The sequence below is a fragment of the Moorena sp. SIO3I6 genome (genome assembly GCF_010672095.1).
On the sequence record NZ_JAAHHU010000040.1, the window covers coordinates 1 to 16,448 of the forward strand.

A 16,448-nucleotide genomic window follows, 5' to 3' on the forward strand; every position below is an offset into this window, starting at 1 on the left:
AGGAAGCAACTCCAATGACTAACAATTCGTGATTCGGCCTTCGAGGAGGGTTAGATAAATTTGGCCAAAATTCCGACTATTCGCGCTCCTTTTCTCCCCATCTCCCCATCTCCCCATCTCCCCATCTATTTTCTAGAGAATGAAACAGCCCTACCAGAATTGGGGGGCTAGGGGGGCGAAACCATACCCATAATCAGCAACGCCTAGTTTTTTGGCATCGTTTACGGCGGTGTTCAGGGGAGAAATGCCGTTTTGGTAGTTGTTGATGCCGATGATAAAGGCGAGATTGCGGGAGAACATATAGCGTGCGATTTTATTAAGTACACAATTATGGTTTTTTATGGAACAGGAATTATTAAGGGAGGCAGGGAATATAGCAGTTGGCATTCAAACTATTTTTGGCAAGAATGAAACAGCCCTGCCTCCTGGAGGTTAGGGGTGGGTACCCATCTATGTTTTTGCCAGAATGAAATCGCCCTGCCCTTAATAAGAGGGACTTTTGAATCTAATTTCACTCTTTGTTAAGGAAACCGACACCTTGTAAAATACTGTCGTATGTATAAATATGAGCTTACCATGTCTACCGAAACTAATTCCCAGACTAAGAACACTACAGGTGCTGATGCGGTTGATGATGCGATCGCAAAGGGAATTGATTTAGATGGCTCCCCAATCCCCAAAGCTAAGTTAGACCTTTACACTCAAGTGATGGGGTTGGAAGCTCAACGGCAACGGAGCGGTGTCAGCAATACCATGAGATCCAGAATTGTGCGGATTGGAGCGAAGCACATTTCTCAAGCAGAACTCAATCAAATGCTGCTCGATGCTGATTTTACCCCTCTTAAAGACAAAGAGATTGCCTTTTACTACGGACCTAAGTAGGGAGTAGGGAGTAGGGAGTAGGGAGTAGGGAGTAGGGAGTAGGGAGTAGGGAGTAGGGAGTAGGGAGTAGGGAGTAGGGAGTAGGGAGTAGGGAGTAGGGAGTAGGGAGTAGGGAAATTCGGATCAAAAATTATCACACTTGATTTAGGATCCCTAGAGTATAAATATCAATAGGGTTGGCGAATTGTTACAGCTCTGAGCTAATTCACCAACCCTATTGTAAGTAACATTAAACGTAAGTATTAAGCTATCAGCCCTTCCCTTAGCGGTGGAACAGGCTTCTAGCCTGTAAGGTAGCCATTAGCTGATAACTGATAGCTAAATGCTTACCAGCAAACACCCTAGACTAAATTAATACTTACCTGCTCCAATACTGTGGAAATTGCTTGAATCAAAACTAGGGAATTTTCTGCCACAGTTGCAGTAATTTCCCTGGTCATCGGTAAGCTATCTACTACGATACCGGTACACAATAACATCATGTAGAGAATTGAGTACTTAAACATAGACCGGGCAAGTTGATTGTCTGTAGGTTCCTTAAGGAGCAACCATGCTTTTTTGATAAAAATACTGCCCAAAAGAATAGCAACTATTCCATAAACGACGCCCGATTCTCCTAAAGGATAGATCAACAATAGGGAGGTGGGGACGACTAATAAGGTGTAATACCAAATTTGACGAACAGTAACCTCTTCACCGGCTACTACCGGTAACATCGGTATCCCAACTTTGGCGTAATCCTCGTGAATCATTAAGGCTAAAGCCCAGAAGTGAGGGGGTGTCCACAAGAACACGATGATAAATAGTAACCAAGGGGCCCAACTCAATTCTCCTGTCACCGCAGCCCAACCCACTAGCGCTGGAATTGCTCCTGCTGCACCACCAATGACGATGTTTTGGGCAGTGTGGCGCTTGAGGATATGAGTGTATATGAGCATATAGAAGATAATGCCAGATAGCGCTAGTAAGGCACTAAGGAGGTTAGCGAAAACTGTTAGCAGGGTGAACGACAGGATTGCTAATGCGATCGCAAACAGCAAAGCATCACGAGGCTGCACTTTCCCAGAGGGAATGGGACGGTGGCGGGTGCGCAACATTTCATAGTCGATATCACGGTCATAGATGCAGTTAAGTACTTGGGCAGATGCTGCGGCCAAAGTCCCACCGACCAGGGTAACTAGCAATAATATGGGATCGACTTGTCCATCGGATGCCAACCACATCCCTGCTGCTGTCGTAATTAATAGTAGTGGAATAATTCGAGGCTTTGTTAGTTGATAGTAACTTTGAATAACCTCTCTTATGTTTTCATGTTGACGGGTTAAACTAGTCCCAAGCATTCAATTCACCGAAAATTGTTAGCAAGGGGAGAGCTGGAAGCCCCTGTCGATTCACGCATGGGGAGGAAAGCTCTCCCCTTACATGACAGCAGCGCGACAGCGCATCCTTAGAATACGTAGGCATAGCCATCCCTCCCGTGTATAGTGCTGCAATACTTGTGATTGATTCCAGTGACTCGGCCAGATTTAGTCTGGATGTCGAAGCTACCGGACTTCCGACACAGAACCCGACCTACATGGGTTCCCGCTTTCTTGCCTTTGGGTACAACCGCCCTGACGATATCGCCACTTCTGAAACCGAAATGAACTTGCTGACGAGTACGGTGGCGGTATGGGAAGCCATACTTATCAACACCAGCCATCTGTCGGTTTCCATGTCCTGATGCTGTGATGGTTAAACATTGCTTAGTCTCAAGGGTGAGATGGACAACAACTCCTACACAGGCAGCATCAAGCCAGTGAGTTTTAGGAAGATCTAATCGGCAACGGTTATACTTAGTTTGTCCACCTGTGCCAAACTCAATAGGTAAACCTGTAGCAATCAACTCCTCAGCAATCTTGTTCCGAGTTGAGTTGACCGCTGCCGCATCTAATAACGGTTGCTTAACTTGGCTGAGAATTCGATTGAGTAGGTCAGACTTACCACAGAGGAAGTCTCTGATATCTTGGTTTCCTTTAGCCTGGTTACAGTCATGGCAAGCAAGGGTCAGGTTAGATACTCGGTCAGATCCCCCTTTGGATTTGGGGTGAATATGATCGACTTCCAAACGGGTGTCTGTGGCTTGGCAGTATGCACATTGCCGATTCCATTTCTCTAACAGGTACTCTCTGACTTCATACCCCTGTAGTTCACCCTGCTGGTAGTCAACACCTGAAACTTCAGGGTTGATCATTTTCTGCGTGTCAAATCTAACTCGCTCTAATGAGATTCCTGTAACGGGAACAAACTTGGTTAATCGTCTAACCCAAGTCATCGTAGTCAGAACCCGATGGAGCATCGATGGAGCAAGCCAACCTTCTGGACGAGTACGGTTTAAGAATCTAGGTTGACGATACCGGGTTTTACGGTTTCGCCTTCCTCTCCTCAATTTTCGTCTGTCCTCAAGATCAGCCTTAATTTGCTGCCCTCGGTGATAGAGTTCTGTTCCCCATATAACCTTGTCATCTTGCACCAGGGCAAGCCCAGTTACTTTGGAGCCTGGGTCGATTTTGAGTTGGACTGGTTTGGGGGCATCATCAACTGCTTTGTTGAGGATAATGGTGAATGGATACCGCTTAAATACCGCTGCCTTGCCTGCTTTAAGTAGGCTACGAGCCATCCCAGGTTTGCAAGGGTTGAGCGGTTTTCGGTTGGTATCTAAAACTAGAACGTAGTTTGTAGACATGGTTTCGTCTCTTCTACTTGCGTGTTACTTTTGCCTCGACAAGGTTAGATAGGTTTGTCCTGTTTCAGACACTTCCTTAATCCCTCTACAGATGTTTAATCTGAAACCTCAGAGCCTAGAGCTGGCAAGCACCCTAGGGTGAGATAGCCTATCTAACGTAGCCAGTCTAACTGGCTTAGTCTGGTCAACTACAGGATCTCTTGCCCGTCGATTGATCGGTGGGGTGGAATCCCAGTCGGGATTGTTGACCAATTCCTTCGCTAAAAAGTCTCAAGTATGAAGGATATTTGCCCTTAGGTTTCCCGTAGGATAGACCAATAAAACACTTAATCCTTCATACTTAATCCTTCATACTTCATGTCCTGATACGTCATACTGTCCTTGACACTCCACACTTGCGCGGTCACGTAAGGCGAAGACTGTAAACCCTACCAGTACTCCTAATAACGCTGCTCCCACTGCTTGATGGCAGATAGTTAGTAGTTCCACTTGTAGCCTTAACCGGAAGGTAGCAACACCGAGGAGTATCTGTAAAACTACCAAGCTAGCAGCTAGATTAGCTAACTGTCGCAGTACTGGATGTAGGGCCGGTGTCCGGGATGCTATCACCACCACCGCAACTGTTGCTACGGTCGCTGGCACCACACCAGCAATATGGCTATTCATCACGGTACACAGCTCAGATGCGCCAAAACACTGATGCACTGCCCAGCGGGAAGCGACTAGTCCACCTAATAGACTTTGTAGATAAACAAAAATCACTGCGCTTAAGCTCAGCCAAGGTAACTTCCCAACTGAACCTGTTCCTTGATAGGGGGTCAGCAGTGTACCAATCACGATTAGAGTTGAGAAAAATAGCAGTGCTGTTCCTAGATGAGCAGTGACGATATCAAACCGGAGCAGTTCTGTAACCGTCAGTCCGCCGAGGACTCCTTGGAAAATAATTAGCCCTAGAGCAAATGTGGATATCCAGGGCAGCCAGTTCGGTAAATCCCGCCGATACCACCAAGATAAGCTCGCCAGAGCGATCGCACTAATACCAATCAAGGATGCATCAAGGCGGTGAAACCACTCTAAAAATACTTGCAAATTCATCTGCTGGCTTGGCACGAGCTGACCATAGCATAAGGGCCAGTCTGGGCAAGCCAGACCAGCATTCATCACCCTGGTAGCACTGCCTACTGCCATCAACAGCAAGGTAGCGATCGCAATTTTCCACACCAAGCTCCGAATCCTGGCCTGAGGCTGGGTCAGGTTGTTGGAGGTTACATCATTCTGATTCTGATCAAGAGCCGATTGAGCTATAGCCATCTGCAATAGGAAAATGCAAACTAAGTTAATCAAATCCCGAGTAGTGGCTCATTTTCGTTGGTAGAAGATTGCCAATCTCAAAGATCATCTCTATTCCTATACCACTGTAACCAGCCTTTTCCTTAATTTCTGAAGCTTTAGAGATTTTTCAGATTGCTATTCCCCTGCCCTAAAGGGTCACAGTTACTTGGACTCAATGATTTACTATTGATTTACTTTTTTATATTTTTTTTAGCTATGTTAAGTTTTATTGAATAAAATCTTAAGTTTTGTTGAAATTTTTCGGGTGCTGTGCCAGTGATCCTAAAAAAAAGTCTAAAAATCTCTAGGTGTGACCCAATCAATTGTTTAGCTGCTTTACCGTAGTTAATAGAGCAAGCCAAGCTTGCTCTAATATCCTCTACTCACGCCCGTCACTGCTAGCAGGCCATCAGAATTGTTGTCTGTAATGTGGACACTATGGGCGGAGTAGCTCACCAGAAGGCTGATTTTCCTTAAAAATATAGCCATGCCCTGACATTCTAGGACACTAAATCGGTTCGTGCCTCGCCTGCCTTGATAATCCCTGTTACTTTTGTTGATATAAGTATTCAACCCTAATCTCGTGAACATTCCAAGCCAAATTTCAACCCTTATTGCTGGCATTTTCATAACCCTGATTAGTCTCTGGTACGGTCAGAATCATGGACTTTTGCCAGTAGCCGCCTCCTCAGAAGCTGGTGATGTAGATGGTCTGTTCAACCTGATGATGACCATTTCCACTGGTCTATTTCTCCTCATCCAAGGGGCACTTATCCTAATAGTCATCAAATTTCGTAGACAAAAAAATGACCAAACCGATGGGCCATCGACCCATGGCAATATTCCCCTAGAGATGCTTTGGACCGCAATCCCGACGGTGATTGTCTTTGTCCTAGCTGTCTATAGCTTTGAGGTCTACAACTCTATGGGAGGTCTGGATCCGATGGCTTCTCATGACCACCATCGCCAGGAGATTGCCCACAATCATCAGATGTCACCATCTGGGCAAGAGGGGAATGAAAGTCTGATTGCCATGGCTCCGGGTCAAGGCACAGTTGCCCTAGGTATTGGAACGCCTCCAGGACAAGAAGGTCAAGGTGAACCCCTAGAGGTTAATGTCGCTGGTATGCAGTATGCCTGGATTTTCACCTACCCTGAAACCGGTGTTATGTCTGGGGAGATGCATGTCCCAGTTGGACAACCGGTTAAGCTGAATATCGAAGCTAACGATGTGATCCACGCCTTCTGGTTGCCAGAGTTTCGGATTAAGCAAGATGCTATCCCAGGTCGGATTAGTCAACTAGGGTTTACAGCAACTAAAGTGGGTGATTACCCGATCATCTGTGCTGAACTCTGCGGGTCCTACCATGGAGGAATGAAAACTCGATTAATCGTTGAAACACCGGAAGAGTATCAAGCCTGGGTTCAGGAAAATCAATTCGCTAGTGCAGACACCATGGAAAAAGCGGTGGCTGTTAATCCTACGACCATGTCAGAGGGTGAGTTCTTGGCTCCCTATGCCTCTGAAATGGGTATTGATTCCCAAACTCTCCAACACCTAGACCACTCTCACCATCATCCTGCAATTATCAAATAAGTTCATTTAAGAATTAAGAATTTAGAATTAAGAATTTAGAATTAAGAATTTAGAATTAAGAATTTAGAATTAGTTCATTCTCCATTTTCCATTCTCCATTCTCCATTCTTCATTCTTCATTCTTCATTCTTCATTCTCTTGCCTATTGCCTCTTGCCTATCCTTTTAGTTCATCACACCTCCACTATCCCATGACGACGCAAGTAGAAAAACCGGAATCTGTCAAAGATGCTGGTCATGTTGAAGAACATGAGCGGCGTTGGCAAGATTACTTCACCTTCAATACCGACCATAAAGTGATTGGGATTCAATACCTGGTCACTTCATTTGTGTTCTATTTCATCGGTGGCGCATTAGCTGGATTAATTCGCACTGAGTTGGCAACGCCAGACCCGGATTTATTGAGCCCTTTAACCTACAACCGAGTGTTCACCATGCACGGAACAATTATGTTGTTCCTATGGATTATTCCAGCTGGTGCTGCTTTTGCTAACTATCTGATTCCCTTGATGATTGGGGCAAAGGATATGGCATTCCCCAAGCTGAATGCGGTGGCATTCTGGATGAATGCTGTGGGGGGTTTGCTGTTAATGAGTAGTTTTTTCGTAGGTGCTCCCGAAGCCGGTTGGACCTCTTACCCCCCTTTGAGCTTGATTAGTTCTCAGGTGGGTGAAGAAATTTGGATTGTGAGCATCCTGGTGATCGGGACTTCCTCAGTGCTAGGGGCGCTTAACTTCTTCACCACTATTGTGAAGATGCGCACACCTAGCATGACTATTCATGATATGCCTCTGTTTTGCTGGGCAATGTTAGGAACCTCAATCCTAGTGTTGATTGGTACTCCAGTCCTAGCAGCAGCGTTAATTTTCCTGTCCTTTGATTTAATTGCTGGCACCAATTTCTTTAACCCGGCTGGGGGAGGAGACCCAATTGTCTACCAGCACATGTTCTGGTTTTACTCCCACCCAGCGGTGTACATCATGGTGCTACCGTTCTTTGGGGTAATCTCCGAAATCCTACCGGTACATGCCCGTAAGCCGGTTTTTGGCTATCGTGCGATCGCATACTCCAGTATGTTGATTTGTTTCCTAGGACTAATTGTCTGGGCGCACCATATGTTCACTAGTGGCACTCCTGGTTGGTTGCGGATGTTCTTTATGGCTGCCACCATGCTGATTGCTGTGCCCACAGGGATTAAGGTGTTTAGCTGGGTGGCAACGATTTGGGGCGGAAAAATCAGCTTAAATAGTGCCATGCTCTTTGGTATGGGCTTTATCTCGGCATTTTTGATTGGGGGTCTCAGCGGTGTCATGCTCGCTTCCGTTCCCTTTGATGTTCATGTCCATGACACTTATTTCATTGTGGCTCACTTCCACTACGTTCTATTTGGTGGTAGTGTGCTCGGATTATTTGGCGCAGTTTATCACTGGTTCCCCAAAATGACCGGGCGAATGGTCAACGAAACCTTAGGACGCATTCACTTTGTGTTGACCTTCATTGGTCTAAATATGACCTTTTTGCCGATGCATGAGCTAGGTCTATTGGGTATGAACCGTCGGGTTGCTATGTATGACCCCCAGTTTCAAAGCCTCAACATGATCTGCACTATTGGCTCCTATCTTCTAGCGGTTTCTACCATACCCTTTGTGATTAACATCCTCTGGAGTGTGAACCGTGGTAAAATCGCTGGTCGCAATCCTTGGAGAGCTCTGACATTAGAGTGGCAAACTACCTCTCCTCCTGCTATTGAGAACTTTGACGAGGAACCCATTTTGTGGTCCGGTCCTTACGAATACGGTATCGACAGTTATAGTGTTGACACCGATAAACAGGTCGAGGAGTTGCTGGTTGAAGTTAAAGGAGATGTTGGGTAAGTGTGGGTTTAAGGTTGTTTGGTTGAAGGTTGTTTGGTTGAAGGTTTGTTTTGGTTGAAGGTTGAAGGTTGTTTGGTTGAAGGTTGTTTGGCCACGCTACGCGAACAACCTGTTAACCTACCCTACGGGAACGCCAAGGGCGAACAACCTGTTAACCTACCCTACGGGAACGCCAAGGGCGAACAACCTGTTAACCTACCCTACGGGAACGCCAAGGGCGAACAACCTGTTAACCTTCAACCTTCAACCTGCTAACCTTCAACCTCCTAACTTACCCTAATCGAAGCTCAACAGGCACAAATGTCAGCTGAAGAAGATTAATTCAAAGGAATTTATGCAAGGCTCAACGATAGATCCGTCTAAAACTAGCCTCAACTATCATCATGAGGTTGAGGCGGCAGAGGTACATCACGAGGAGCATCCGGATTTTCGGATGTTTGGTTTGGTGGTGTTTCTGGCTGCTGATAGTATGACCTTCTTGGGAATGTTTGCCGCTTTTTTAATTTATAAAGCGACCATGCCAGCTTGGCCTCCAGAGGGTACAGAATTAGAATTATTGGTGCCAACAATTAACACCATTATCCTGATTACTAGTAGTTTCGTCATGCACCGGGGCCAGAGTGCTATTAAGAAGAATGATGTCTCTGGTTTGCGACTCTGGTTTGGAATCACTGCTCTGATGGGTGCGATGTTCTTAGGAGGACAAGTCTATGAGTACACTCATGTAGACTTTGGTCTGACTACTAACTTATTTACCAGTTCTTTCTTTGCCTTAACTGGTTTCCATGGTCTTCATGTTACTTGCGGACTCGGGTTAATTATGTTAGTATTAATGCGATCGCTAAATTCAAAGCACTACTCCAGTGAAGAGCATTTTGGTGTAGAAGCCGCAGAACTCTACTGGCACTTCGTTGATGTGGTGTGGATTGTTCTGTTTGTAATCGTGTATTTGATTAATTAGTTTTCGCCACAGTTTTCTTAACAAAGTTTTGATGCACTACCCCCCGATTGGGGGGATTTTTTTTTGAAGGTTAAGCGGTTGGAGGTTAGCAGGTTGAAAGTTAGCAGGTTGTTCGCGTAGCGTGGCCAATAGGCCAAGGTTGTTCGCGTAGCGTGGCCAAAGGCCAAGGTTGAAGTAGGGTGTGTTAGGGGCGGACTTGCCCTGATGTTTCACCTCGTGGCCAGGGCTGGGATAGTCCGCCCCGTAACGCACCACCAAAAGTTGAAGTAGGGTGTGTTATACTAAGTTGCGATCAAAGGTACAACTTTATCTGCCCCCAATCTCCCCATCTCCCCATCTCCCCATCTCCCCATCTCCCCATCTCCCCATCTCCCCATCTACTATCTTTGAATGCAACTCGGTATTAGGGGCGGACTTGCTCTTATGTTTCGCCTCGTGGCCAGGGTTGGGATAGTCCGTCCGGAAATGAAACGGGCAAGATGCCCGTTCCACCAAGATGCCTGTTTATGGATGGTGGTAGCGCTAATCCAAACAGCACAGGTGAATTTAACCCGTTGGATTCCTTAGAATTTTAATCAATCACTTAGGATTTCTATAGTAGGGAAGGATGTCATCTTGTTTAGGAAAATTTCGATATAAAAATACCATGATAACGGCAAACGATATAGCTGCTACAATTGCTTTTTGGCCTAATAATGGTTCCATTGAAGCTTGATAATCGTTTATCGAAATTAATTCACCGTTTGATATACTATAGTATTGTCCAATCATAGAAATTGTCACAATAGTATTGTGAAGACTATGACAAATGATTGGTACTATTAATTTGCCAGTTTTAAAGTATAGAACACAATATATAGTTCCTAAAATGAACAATGGTACAATATTCAAATTCAAATGGCAAATCGCAAATAATAAAGATGAGGTTAATATTCCAGCTTGAATACCCCATTTTATTGCCCACTTCTGCAAGATTATACCACGAAAAATCAGCTCTTCAAATAACGGAGCAAAAACAATCGTCGAAAAGCTAAAAGAAAGTATCCCGATAGTATTTGTAAATTCTGATTTATTAATTAATTTTTCAAAAACATAATCTGGAACAATTAAAGAAAGATAATATAAATTCAACGAATGACAGTTCCAAGCAAATATATAGTTAAAAAATACTATAACTAAAATTAGTTTTAGATTAATACTTTTTGGTTTAAAAATGCCAAAATTATCAAAATTAAATCCAAATTTGTGGAGATGTTTAAATAAAAAAAATCCGGTTAAACACTCTAATATTAGAATAAATACCATGTCAAAATTGGCATTTTCGAAAATCCCAAAGCAATTCCAATTCACCAATAAAAACAATACAATATCTATAATAATAAATATTATTAATAATATGACCGATAATAAAACTGGAAAAGCTATAAACCAATATAAGCAAAATTCAGTAATATTAAGCTTATTGAAGGGGAAATTTATTGAGTTTTTACCCAATGAGTTTTCTGAATAAAAATTAGTTCTCTTGTCGGGCAAAAGTAATAGGACTGATAATCCCAAAATACTTAATAATCCGAACCATCCCCACTTACTTGCATATCCCTTGTCGTAACTATATAGACGGCATCCTTTGAGAAGAGGTATATATCCATATCCTATTGTTAATATAGTTAAAGAAATTAAAAATCTAGGAAATGGTAATGAAAAACCTTCACAAATCAATAAAGTTAATACACAAATTAATAACGGAATAAACTGGAAAGCTAATCCACAAATAATGAGATTGAAAGATTCATTTTTGGAATTGGTATTATTGATTTTCATTGCCTAAATAGGGAATAAAATATTATTGTTAACGTGAATTAGACGAACTATACAACACTGAAATAAAGACGCTCGAATAGCTGTGAAGCAATTAGATTTCAGCCACCTATGACGAGAATTGTATAGTGAGAGGAGATCACACGCATTTTCCGTGAGGTAGAGATTTTTGCTAATTTTTTCAGCACTATTGGCAAAAATCGTAGTATTACTTGAATCTAATTCCTCCGATATGAGTACCACAACTAGTTTTGTAATTTGCTGCTTCTCAAAGCATTTCATCCCAATGGCATAGAGAGGATTGACAAAAACAGAGGGAGTGGGCAAGCTTGAAAGCAGAAACCACTTATCTGAGGGGGCGACATGCGCCCTAAAAATATGACTATATAAGCCTTTGAGGCCAATGAGCTATGGCTTGATACAGTCGGAAATTGACCCTCGATTCATATTATGGAAGCTCAAACCCTTATAACTATGTCCAAGGTCGTGCCCAAAACAGCATGTATATTTTAGGTGCGACCCGTGGCGAATTTAATTCGCCAAGTAAGAGCGCACCTGAAGTAACTTATGGACTGAAATTATTACCCAGTAAGGATTTCAGCTTGCATGTCGCCCCCCCAGAACCACTTATATAGCGTTTCTCATAGTAATTAAATACACAAGATTTTTTCCCGATTCCCGATTCCAGACTCCCTATTATCGATTCCCTACTCCCTATTGCCTACTCCCTATTCCCTATTCCCTATTCCCTATTCCCTATTCCCTTGACTAAATGATTACCCCTATTCACAGATTCCTAACAACTCCTTGTAATAAACGATTTACTCCTCAAGTTATCTTTTGGTTTAGCCTCAGCCTAACCTTTACGGTAGTGTATAGCTTCCTAGCACTACGGGAAGCATTCAGCGGTGAGTATATTGTCCAAGATGATGCACGACAACATATATTTTGGATGATGCGATTTCTTGATCCAGAGCTGTTTCCTAAAGACTTAATTGCTGATTACTTTCAAACGGTTGCTCCAGCTGGCTACACTACAGTCTATCGAGTGATAGCAGCATTGGGTGTTAATCCATTGCTATTTAACAAACTCTTACCGGTAGTGTTGAATCTGGTTAGCGCTAGCTATTGCTTTTGGGTATGTCTGGAATTGTTGCCAGTACCGGCAGCTGCCTTTAGTGCTACCCTGTTGCTGTCTCAAGCGTTGGGTATGACTGATACGGTGGTGTCTGGAACACCGAAGGCGTTTGTCTATCCCCTATTGTTGGGGTTTATGTATTACCTAGTGCGGGGGTCATTGTGGTTTTGTTTGGGTGCGATCGCACTCCAAGGTCTATTCTATCCCCAGTTAGTCTTTATCTCTTCCGGTACCTTAGTTTTACGACTATTTGAATGGCGCAATGGTAAGTTAGGCTTATCCCAACAGCGACGTTGGTTGTGTCTGGCAGGATTGATAGTCGCCTTTTTGGTGATGCTGCCCTATGCTCTCAAAACCAATGAGTTTGGTCCAGTGATTTCTGTCGCTGAAGCCAGACAGTTACCAGAGTTTTTTCCAGGGGGGCGATCGCGTTTTTTTTATGACGATGATCCCGCTAAGTTTTGGTTAAAAGGTAGAAGCGGAATTCGTCTGACTTCGATTCTTACTCCAGCTACTAATGCAGCGGGATTTTTACTGCTGCTCTTGCCCTTATTTCCCAATAAATTTCCTTTAGTCAAGCAGATCAGTAAAGAAATTACCCTTTTGCTCCAGATGGTGATAGCGTCTCTCGGGATGTTTGTTGCTGCTCATGTTTTGCTATTTAAATTACATCTTCCTAGTCGCTATACTCAACATAGTCTGAGAGTGATAATGGTGCTAAGTGCTGGCATAGTTTTTATCATTCTGATTGATAGCATCTTTAAGTGGGCAAGCCAGCCTAGCCAAAGCGGTTTTTCTAACTCTGGTTTTTCTAGTATTTTTTCTATACCTAACGTTTTGGCGATAGCAACTACTACGATAATTGCAGCAGCCTTACTATTATATCCTAGTTTTGTAGATGATTTTCCCATTACTGCCTATAAAGTCGGGGATACTCCATCCTTGTATAACTTTTTTCAACAACAACCGAAAGATAGCTTAATTGCTTCTCTGTCTCCAGAGATGAATAATATCCCCACCTTTGCTCAGCGTTCGGTTTTGGTAGCCAGTGAGTATGCTATTCCTTACCACGTCGGATATTATCAGAAATTTCGACAACGAACTCTAGACTTAATTGATGCTCAATATAGTGCTAATATGTCCGTTGTTAAGGAGTTTATTAAAAAGTATGATATTGATTTTTGGGTACTAAACCCAATTGAGTTAAAGGCTGATGCTATTAAAGATCGCAAGTGGTTGAAGCAGTATCAGCCAGCAGCTAATCATGCTATTCAACAACTTGAACAAGGCATAAAACCTGCTTTGGAAGAAGTGATGGCATCTTGTTCGGTGTTTGAAACTCAGGGATTGGTGGTTTTGGAGGCGAAATGTATTGTTAGGGAGTAGGGATTAGGGAGTAGGGAGTAGGGAGTAGGGAGTAGGGAGTAGGGAGTAGGGAGTAGGGAGTAGGCAAAAGGCAACAGGGAAACAATATTGTTTTCTTCAGCTATTAAAAAAATGCTATATTACTTGATTGAAATTGATTAACTTACTGCTCCATAAATTTCGTAAATAGCTAATCGTTAAAATTGCCAACAGTAAAATTATTGATTTGTTAAATACTGTAAATGAATAAAAAAATAATCTTGACATTTTTGTTTTTATTAGTAATAATAAAAATGTCTGGTGTTTCGATATGATTATCGGACAAAAAGCCGCGCTTGAGACCATCATTACAAGAGCGCGGCTTATTCCCCAAGTACATTGGAGCTAATTCCATGATGGCAAAAAAACGCTCAACTGATCATGCTATCTACTATCAGCGATACCTAGATCGCCTGGCACAACTAGCAGGGAAGAAACCCCCTCGCCCAAAATCCTATCCTCGTCCCCTAACTGACTTAGACCGAATTCTGATTCAACTGTACAGTCACTGGCAACTGGCCATGACACCAAAGGAATTCATCTCGAAATGGGAGGTTAGTCGAGAAGACATGGCATTAATCTGCTCCCGCTCCATCAGTACAGTTAACAGCTGGTTTGCTGGAAATAAGCGCTATAAAGCTCCTGCTGCTGACGTCTTACGAGGTGTAACTATTAGCATTTAATCTTATCAAACCTTGTCATACCTTTACAAAGGTTTTACTATAGATTTATCAAGTATTAAGACTAAAAAATATGTCACCCCAAAAGAGGCAGCCGAATATTACGGCGTCTCGATCACAACTCAATGACGATGGGACAAAGACGGAAGGCTCGACAGTATTAGAACCCAAGGCAATCAGAGCAGGTTCTGCATTGAAGGAAAAGACCCGAAAAGTAAGCCCGTTATCGGTTATGCACGGGTCTCTACCCATTCCCAACGAGATGACCTCGACAGACAAGCTCAATTTTTACGGTCAAAATACCACTACGCTGAAATTGTTTCAGAAGTTGGATCACGACTCAATTTTAGGCGGCGCAAATTTCTCAAAATATTGGAGCGAATATACTCGTCTGATATCTCAGCATTTGTCGTTGCCTATCCAGACAGAGCAGTCAGATTTGGGTTTCCATTACTTGAATGGTTGTTCCAAAAAGGTAAGGTCAAACTCGTGGTTCTCAATGAACGCAAGCTGTCCCCAGAACAAGAGCTTGTCGAAGATATCTTGTCCTGCCTCCACTGTTTCTCTGCTAGGCTTTACGGACTCGGAAAATCTCAAAAGCAAGTCACGCAAGCGGTACAAGACAAAATCTCGGAACCAGACGATGAAATTGACACCAAACAGTGTCAATAAAATCAGGGTGTTTCCTTGTAAAGAGCTTCACAAGATTTGGAAAACTTGGCTTAATGCATACAGGTGGATCTACAACTGGTCTATCGCTACTATCAAAAATGGCTATGTTGGTAGTGCTTATGATCTACAAAAACTGGCTAGAAACTCTGATAGACCAGAGTGGGTAAAAACCCTACCCGGACATCAATTACAAGAAGCTGTTGCCGATGCAATTGATGCGTCAAAACAAGCCAAAGCTAATGGAGGTTTTGCTAAATTTAAGTCTTGTCGAGAAACAAGTCAGGTAATCAAATTCAAAGCGGGAAACTTCAAGAAAGGTTCTTGGTACCTAAGAAAGGTAAAAGGCTTGTCTTTCCGTTCACCTCAAGGCTTTCCTGATCAATGTATTTACGGGACCCAGCTAGTGTGGATAAAGGGAAAATGGTATGGTATTTTTCCTGAATACATTGAGCCGACTCCTACGACTGTTGACAAGGTGATAGCTTTAGACCCAGGGATTAGGACTTTCTTGACTGGATTTGATGGCTTCAGTTATCTCGAAATAGGGACTGGTGATATTGGTAGAATCCAAAGACTTTGTCAACAGTTAGATCGTTTGATGAGTCGTATTGACTTAAGCTCTGCCAAACGTCAGAGACGAGCAATGAGGAAAGCTTCCCATCGGTTACGCCAAAAAATCCAAGATTTGATCAAAGACTGCCACAACAAGTCAGCTTCTTTTCTTGTTAATAACTACAAGCTGATTTTTATTCCGACATTTGAGACCTCTCAAATGGTAGTGAAGTCAGCCAGGAGATTAAATAAGAAAACAGCTCGTAACATGCTCACTTGGAGTCACTATAAGTTTCGTCAACATTTAATACAAATGGCTGATCGAAATGACGTGAGAGTGGTCTTAGTTAATGAATCTTACACAAGTAAGACTTGTCCAGAATGTGGTCAAATTCACGAAAAATTAGGCGGTAACAAAAAATTTCAATGCCCAAAATGTGGTTTCTCGTTACCACGGGATTGGAATGGCGCGCGAAACATAATGATTCGCGCTTTGTCGGCAACAACCACCAGGTTTTCATCTGGTGCTATACAGGTCATTCCTGCTGATGAGTAGGTTTGTACAGGTTAAATGTTGCACATCTTGCCCTGATGGATTTTTTGTTAGAAAATTTCGATGCTATTCCCAGGGAGTTGTTGGAGCGATTATGTGGTAATAATCTTGAAGGTTATTCGCCTTAGGAATACTGGTAAACAGTAGACCCCGTGGTGCGTTACGGGCAGCAACCTAACGCTGGCTATCGAGAAAATGAGGGCGAGCCCTTCCCTAACGCACCCTACGTAACTGTCGGGGTTTACACATCAATAACCTAAA

At 43.2% G+C, this 16,448-nt stretch carries 17 protein-coding genes; 10 read left to right on the plus strand and 7 right to left on the minus strand.

Annotated features, from left to right (window positions below; translation table 11 throughout):
* Positions 1–150: 150 nt before the first annotated feature.
* The gene (locus F6K49_RS14075; RefSeq protein ID WP_293097516.1) at positions 151–387 is read right to left on the minus strand and encodes a hypothetical protein; all 237 of its coding nucleotides are present in this window, start codon (positions 385–387) and stop codon (positions 151–153) included.
* Positions 388–576: 189 nt separating this feature from the next.
* Here F6K49_RS14075 and F6K49_RS14080 point away from each other — a divergent pair, with 189 nt between their 5' ends.
* The gene (locus F6K49_RS14080) at positions 577–882 is read left to right on the plus strand and encodes a DUF4090 family protein (protein WP_075905885.1); all 306 of its coding nucleotides are present in this window, start codon (positions 577–579) and stop codon (positions 880–882) included.
* On the opposite strand, the gene F6K49_RS14085 is transcribed toward F6K49_RS14080, so the two are convergent.
* The 4 genes from F6K49_RS14085 to F6K49_RS14100 form a co-directional block, all read right to left on the minus strand.
* On the minus strand, positions 867–1,019 hold the full coding sequence (locus F6K49_RS14085) for a hypothetical protein (RefSeq protein WP_293097519.1): 153 nt from the start codon (positions 1,017–1,019) through the stop codon (positions 867–869). The two genes, F6K49_RS14080 and F6K49_RS14085, sit on opposite strands and share 16 nt — an antisense overlap.
* Positions 1,020–1,223: 204 nt before the next feature.
* Positions 1,224–2,222 carry a heme o synthase gene (locus F6K49_RS14090; protein ID WP_293026520.1) on the minus strand — a complete coding sequence of 333 codons (999 nt, stop codon included), beginning with the start codon at positions 2,220–2,222 and terminating at the stop codon, positions 1,224–1,226.
* A gap of 107 nt (positions 2,223–2,329) precedes the next feature.
* Positions 2,330–3,607 carry an RNA-guided endonuclease IscB gene (iscB, locus tag F6K49_RS14095; protein ID WP_293097522.1) on the minus strand — a complete coding sequence of 426 codons (1,278 nt, stop codon included), beginning with the start codon at positions 3,605–3,607 and terminating at the stop codon, positions 2,330–2,332.
* 348 nt (positions 3,608–3,955) lie between these two features.
* Complete coding sequence (locus F6K49_RS14100) at positions 3,956–4,918, minus strand: heme A synthase (protein ID WP_293097525.1); 963 nt, start codon at positions 4,916–4,918, stop codon at positions 3,956–3,958.
* 604 nt (positions 4,919–5,522) lie between these two features.
* Here F6K49_RS14100 and F6K49_RS14105 point away from each other — a divergent pair.
* The 4 genes from F6K49_RS14105 to F6K49_RS14120 all read left to right on the plus strand — a co-directional run bounded on the left by F6K49_RS14105 (position 5,523) and on the right by F6K49_RS14120 (position 9,370).
* Positions 5,523–6,536 (plus strand): cytochrome c oxidase subunit II, encoded by a 1,014-nt coding sequence (locus F6K49_RS14105; RefSeq protein ID WP_293097528.1) that lies wholly within the window; start codon positions 5,523–5,525, stop codon positions 6,534–6,536.
* A 190-nt stretch (positions 6,537–6,726) separates the two neighbouring features.
* Positions 6,727–8,409 carry a cytochrome c oxidase subunit I gene (ctaD, locus tag F6K49_RS14110; RefSeq protein WP_293097531.1) on the plus strand — a complete coding sequence of 561 codons (1,683 nt, stop codon included), beginning with the start codon at positions 6,727–6,729 and terminating at the stop codon, positions 8,407–8,409.
* Between the two features lie 61 nt (positions 8,410–8,470).
* On the plus strand, positions 8,471–8,689 hold the full coding sequence (locus F6K49_RS14115) for a hypothetical protein (RefSeq protein WP_293097534.1): 219 nt from the start codon (positions 8,471–8,473) through the stop codon (positions 8,687–8,689).
* A 54-nt stretch (positions 8,690–8,743) separates the two neighbouring features.
* Complete coding sequence (locus tag F6K49_RS14120) at positions 8,744–9,370, plus strand: heme-copper oxidase subunit III (protein ID WP_293026530.1); 627 nt, start codon at positions 8,744–8,746, stop codon at positions 9,368–9,370.
* Between the two features lie 36 nt (positions 9,371–9,406).
* On the opposite strand, the gene F6K49_RS14125 is transcribed toward F6K49_RS14120, so the two are convergent.
* On the minus strand, positions 9,407–9,622 hold the full coding sequence (locus tag F6K49_RS14125) for a hypothetical protein (RefSeq protein ID WP_293026532.1): 216 nt from the start codon (positions 9,620–9,622) through the stop codon (positions 9,407–9,409).
* A gap of 171 nt (positions 9,623–9,793) precedes the next feature.
* Here F6K49_RS14125 and F6K49_RS14130 point away from each other — a divergent pair, with 171 nt between their 5' ends.
* Entirely contained in the window at positions 9,794–9,937 is a 144-nt protein-coding gene (locus F6K49_RS14130) for a hypothetical protein (RefSeq protein ID WP_293026534.1), read from the plus strand.
* Between the two features lie 12 nt (positions 9,938–9,949).
* Here F6K49_RS14130 and F6K49_RS14135 read toward each other — a convergent pair whose 3' ends face one another.
* Positions 9,950–11,191 carry a type II CAAX endopeptidase family protein gene (locus F6K49_RS14135; RefSeq protein WP_293097537.1) on the minus strand — a complete coding sequence of 414 codons (1,242 nt, stop codon included), beginning with the start codon at positions 11,189–11,191 and terminating at the stop codon, positions 9,950–9,952.
* Positions 11,192–11,960: 769 nt separating this feature from the next.
* Here F6K49_RS14135 and F6K49_RS14140 point away from each other — a divergent pair.
* The 4 genes from F6K49_RS14140 to F6K49_RS14155 all read left to right on the plus strand — a co-directional run bounded on the left by F6K49_RS14140 (position 11,961) and on the right by F6K49_RS14155 (position 16,190).
* The gene (locus tag F6K49_RS14140; protein WP_293097540.1) at positions 11,961–13,712 is read left to right on the plus strand and encodes a hypothetical protein; all 1,752 of its coding nucleotides are present in this window, start codon (positions 11,961–11,963) and stop codon (positions 13,710–13,712) included.
* 371 nt (positions 13,713–14,083) lie between these two features.
* The gene (locus F6K49_RS14145; protein ID WP_293097543.1) at positions 14,084–14,413 is read left to right on the plus strand and encodes a hypothetical protein; all 330 of its coding nucleotides are present in this window, start codon (positions 14,084–14,086) and stop codon (positions 14,411–14,413) included.
* A gap of 156 nt (positions 14,414–14,569) precedes the next feature.
* The gene (locus F6K49_RS14150; RefSeq protein WP_293026568.1) at positions 14,570–15,082 is read left to right on the plus strand and encodes an IS607 family transposase; all 513 of its coding nucleotides are present in this window, start codon (positions 14,570–14,572) and stop codon (positions 15,080–15,082) included.
* The gene (locus F6K49_RS14155) at positions 15,054–16,190 is read left to right on the plus strand and encodes a transposase (RefSeq protein ID WP_293026541.1); all 1,137 of its coding nucleotides are present in this window, start codon (positions 15,054–15,056) and stop codon (positions 16,188–16,190) included. The genes F6K49_RS14150 and F6K49_RS14155 overlap by 29 nt, the downstream gene beginning before the upstream one ends.
* Positions 16,191–16,448 lie beyond the last annotated feature (258 nt).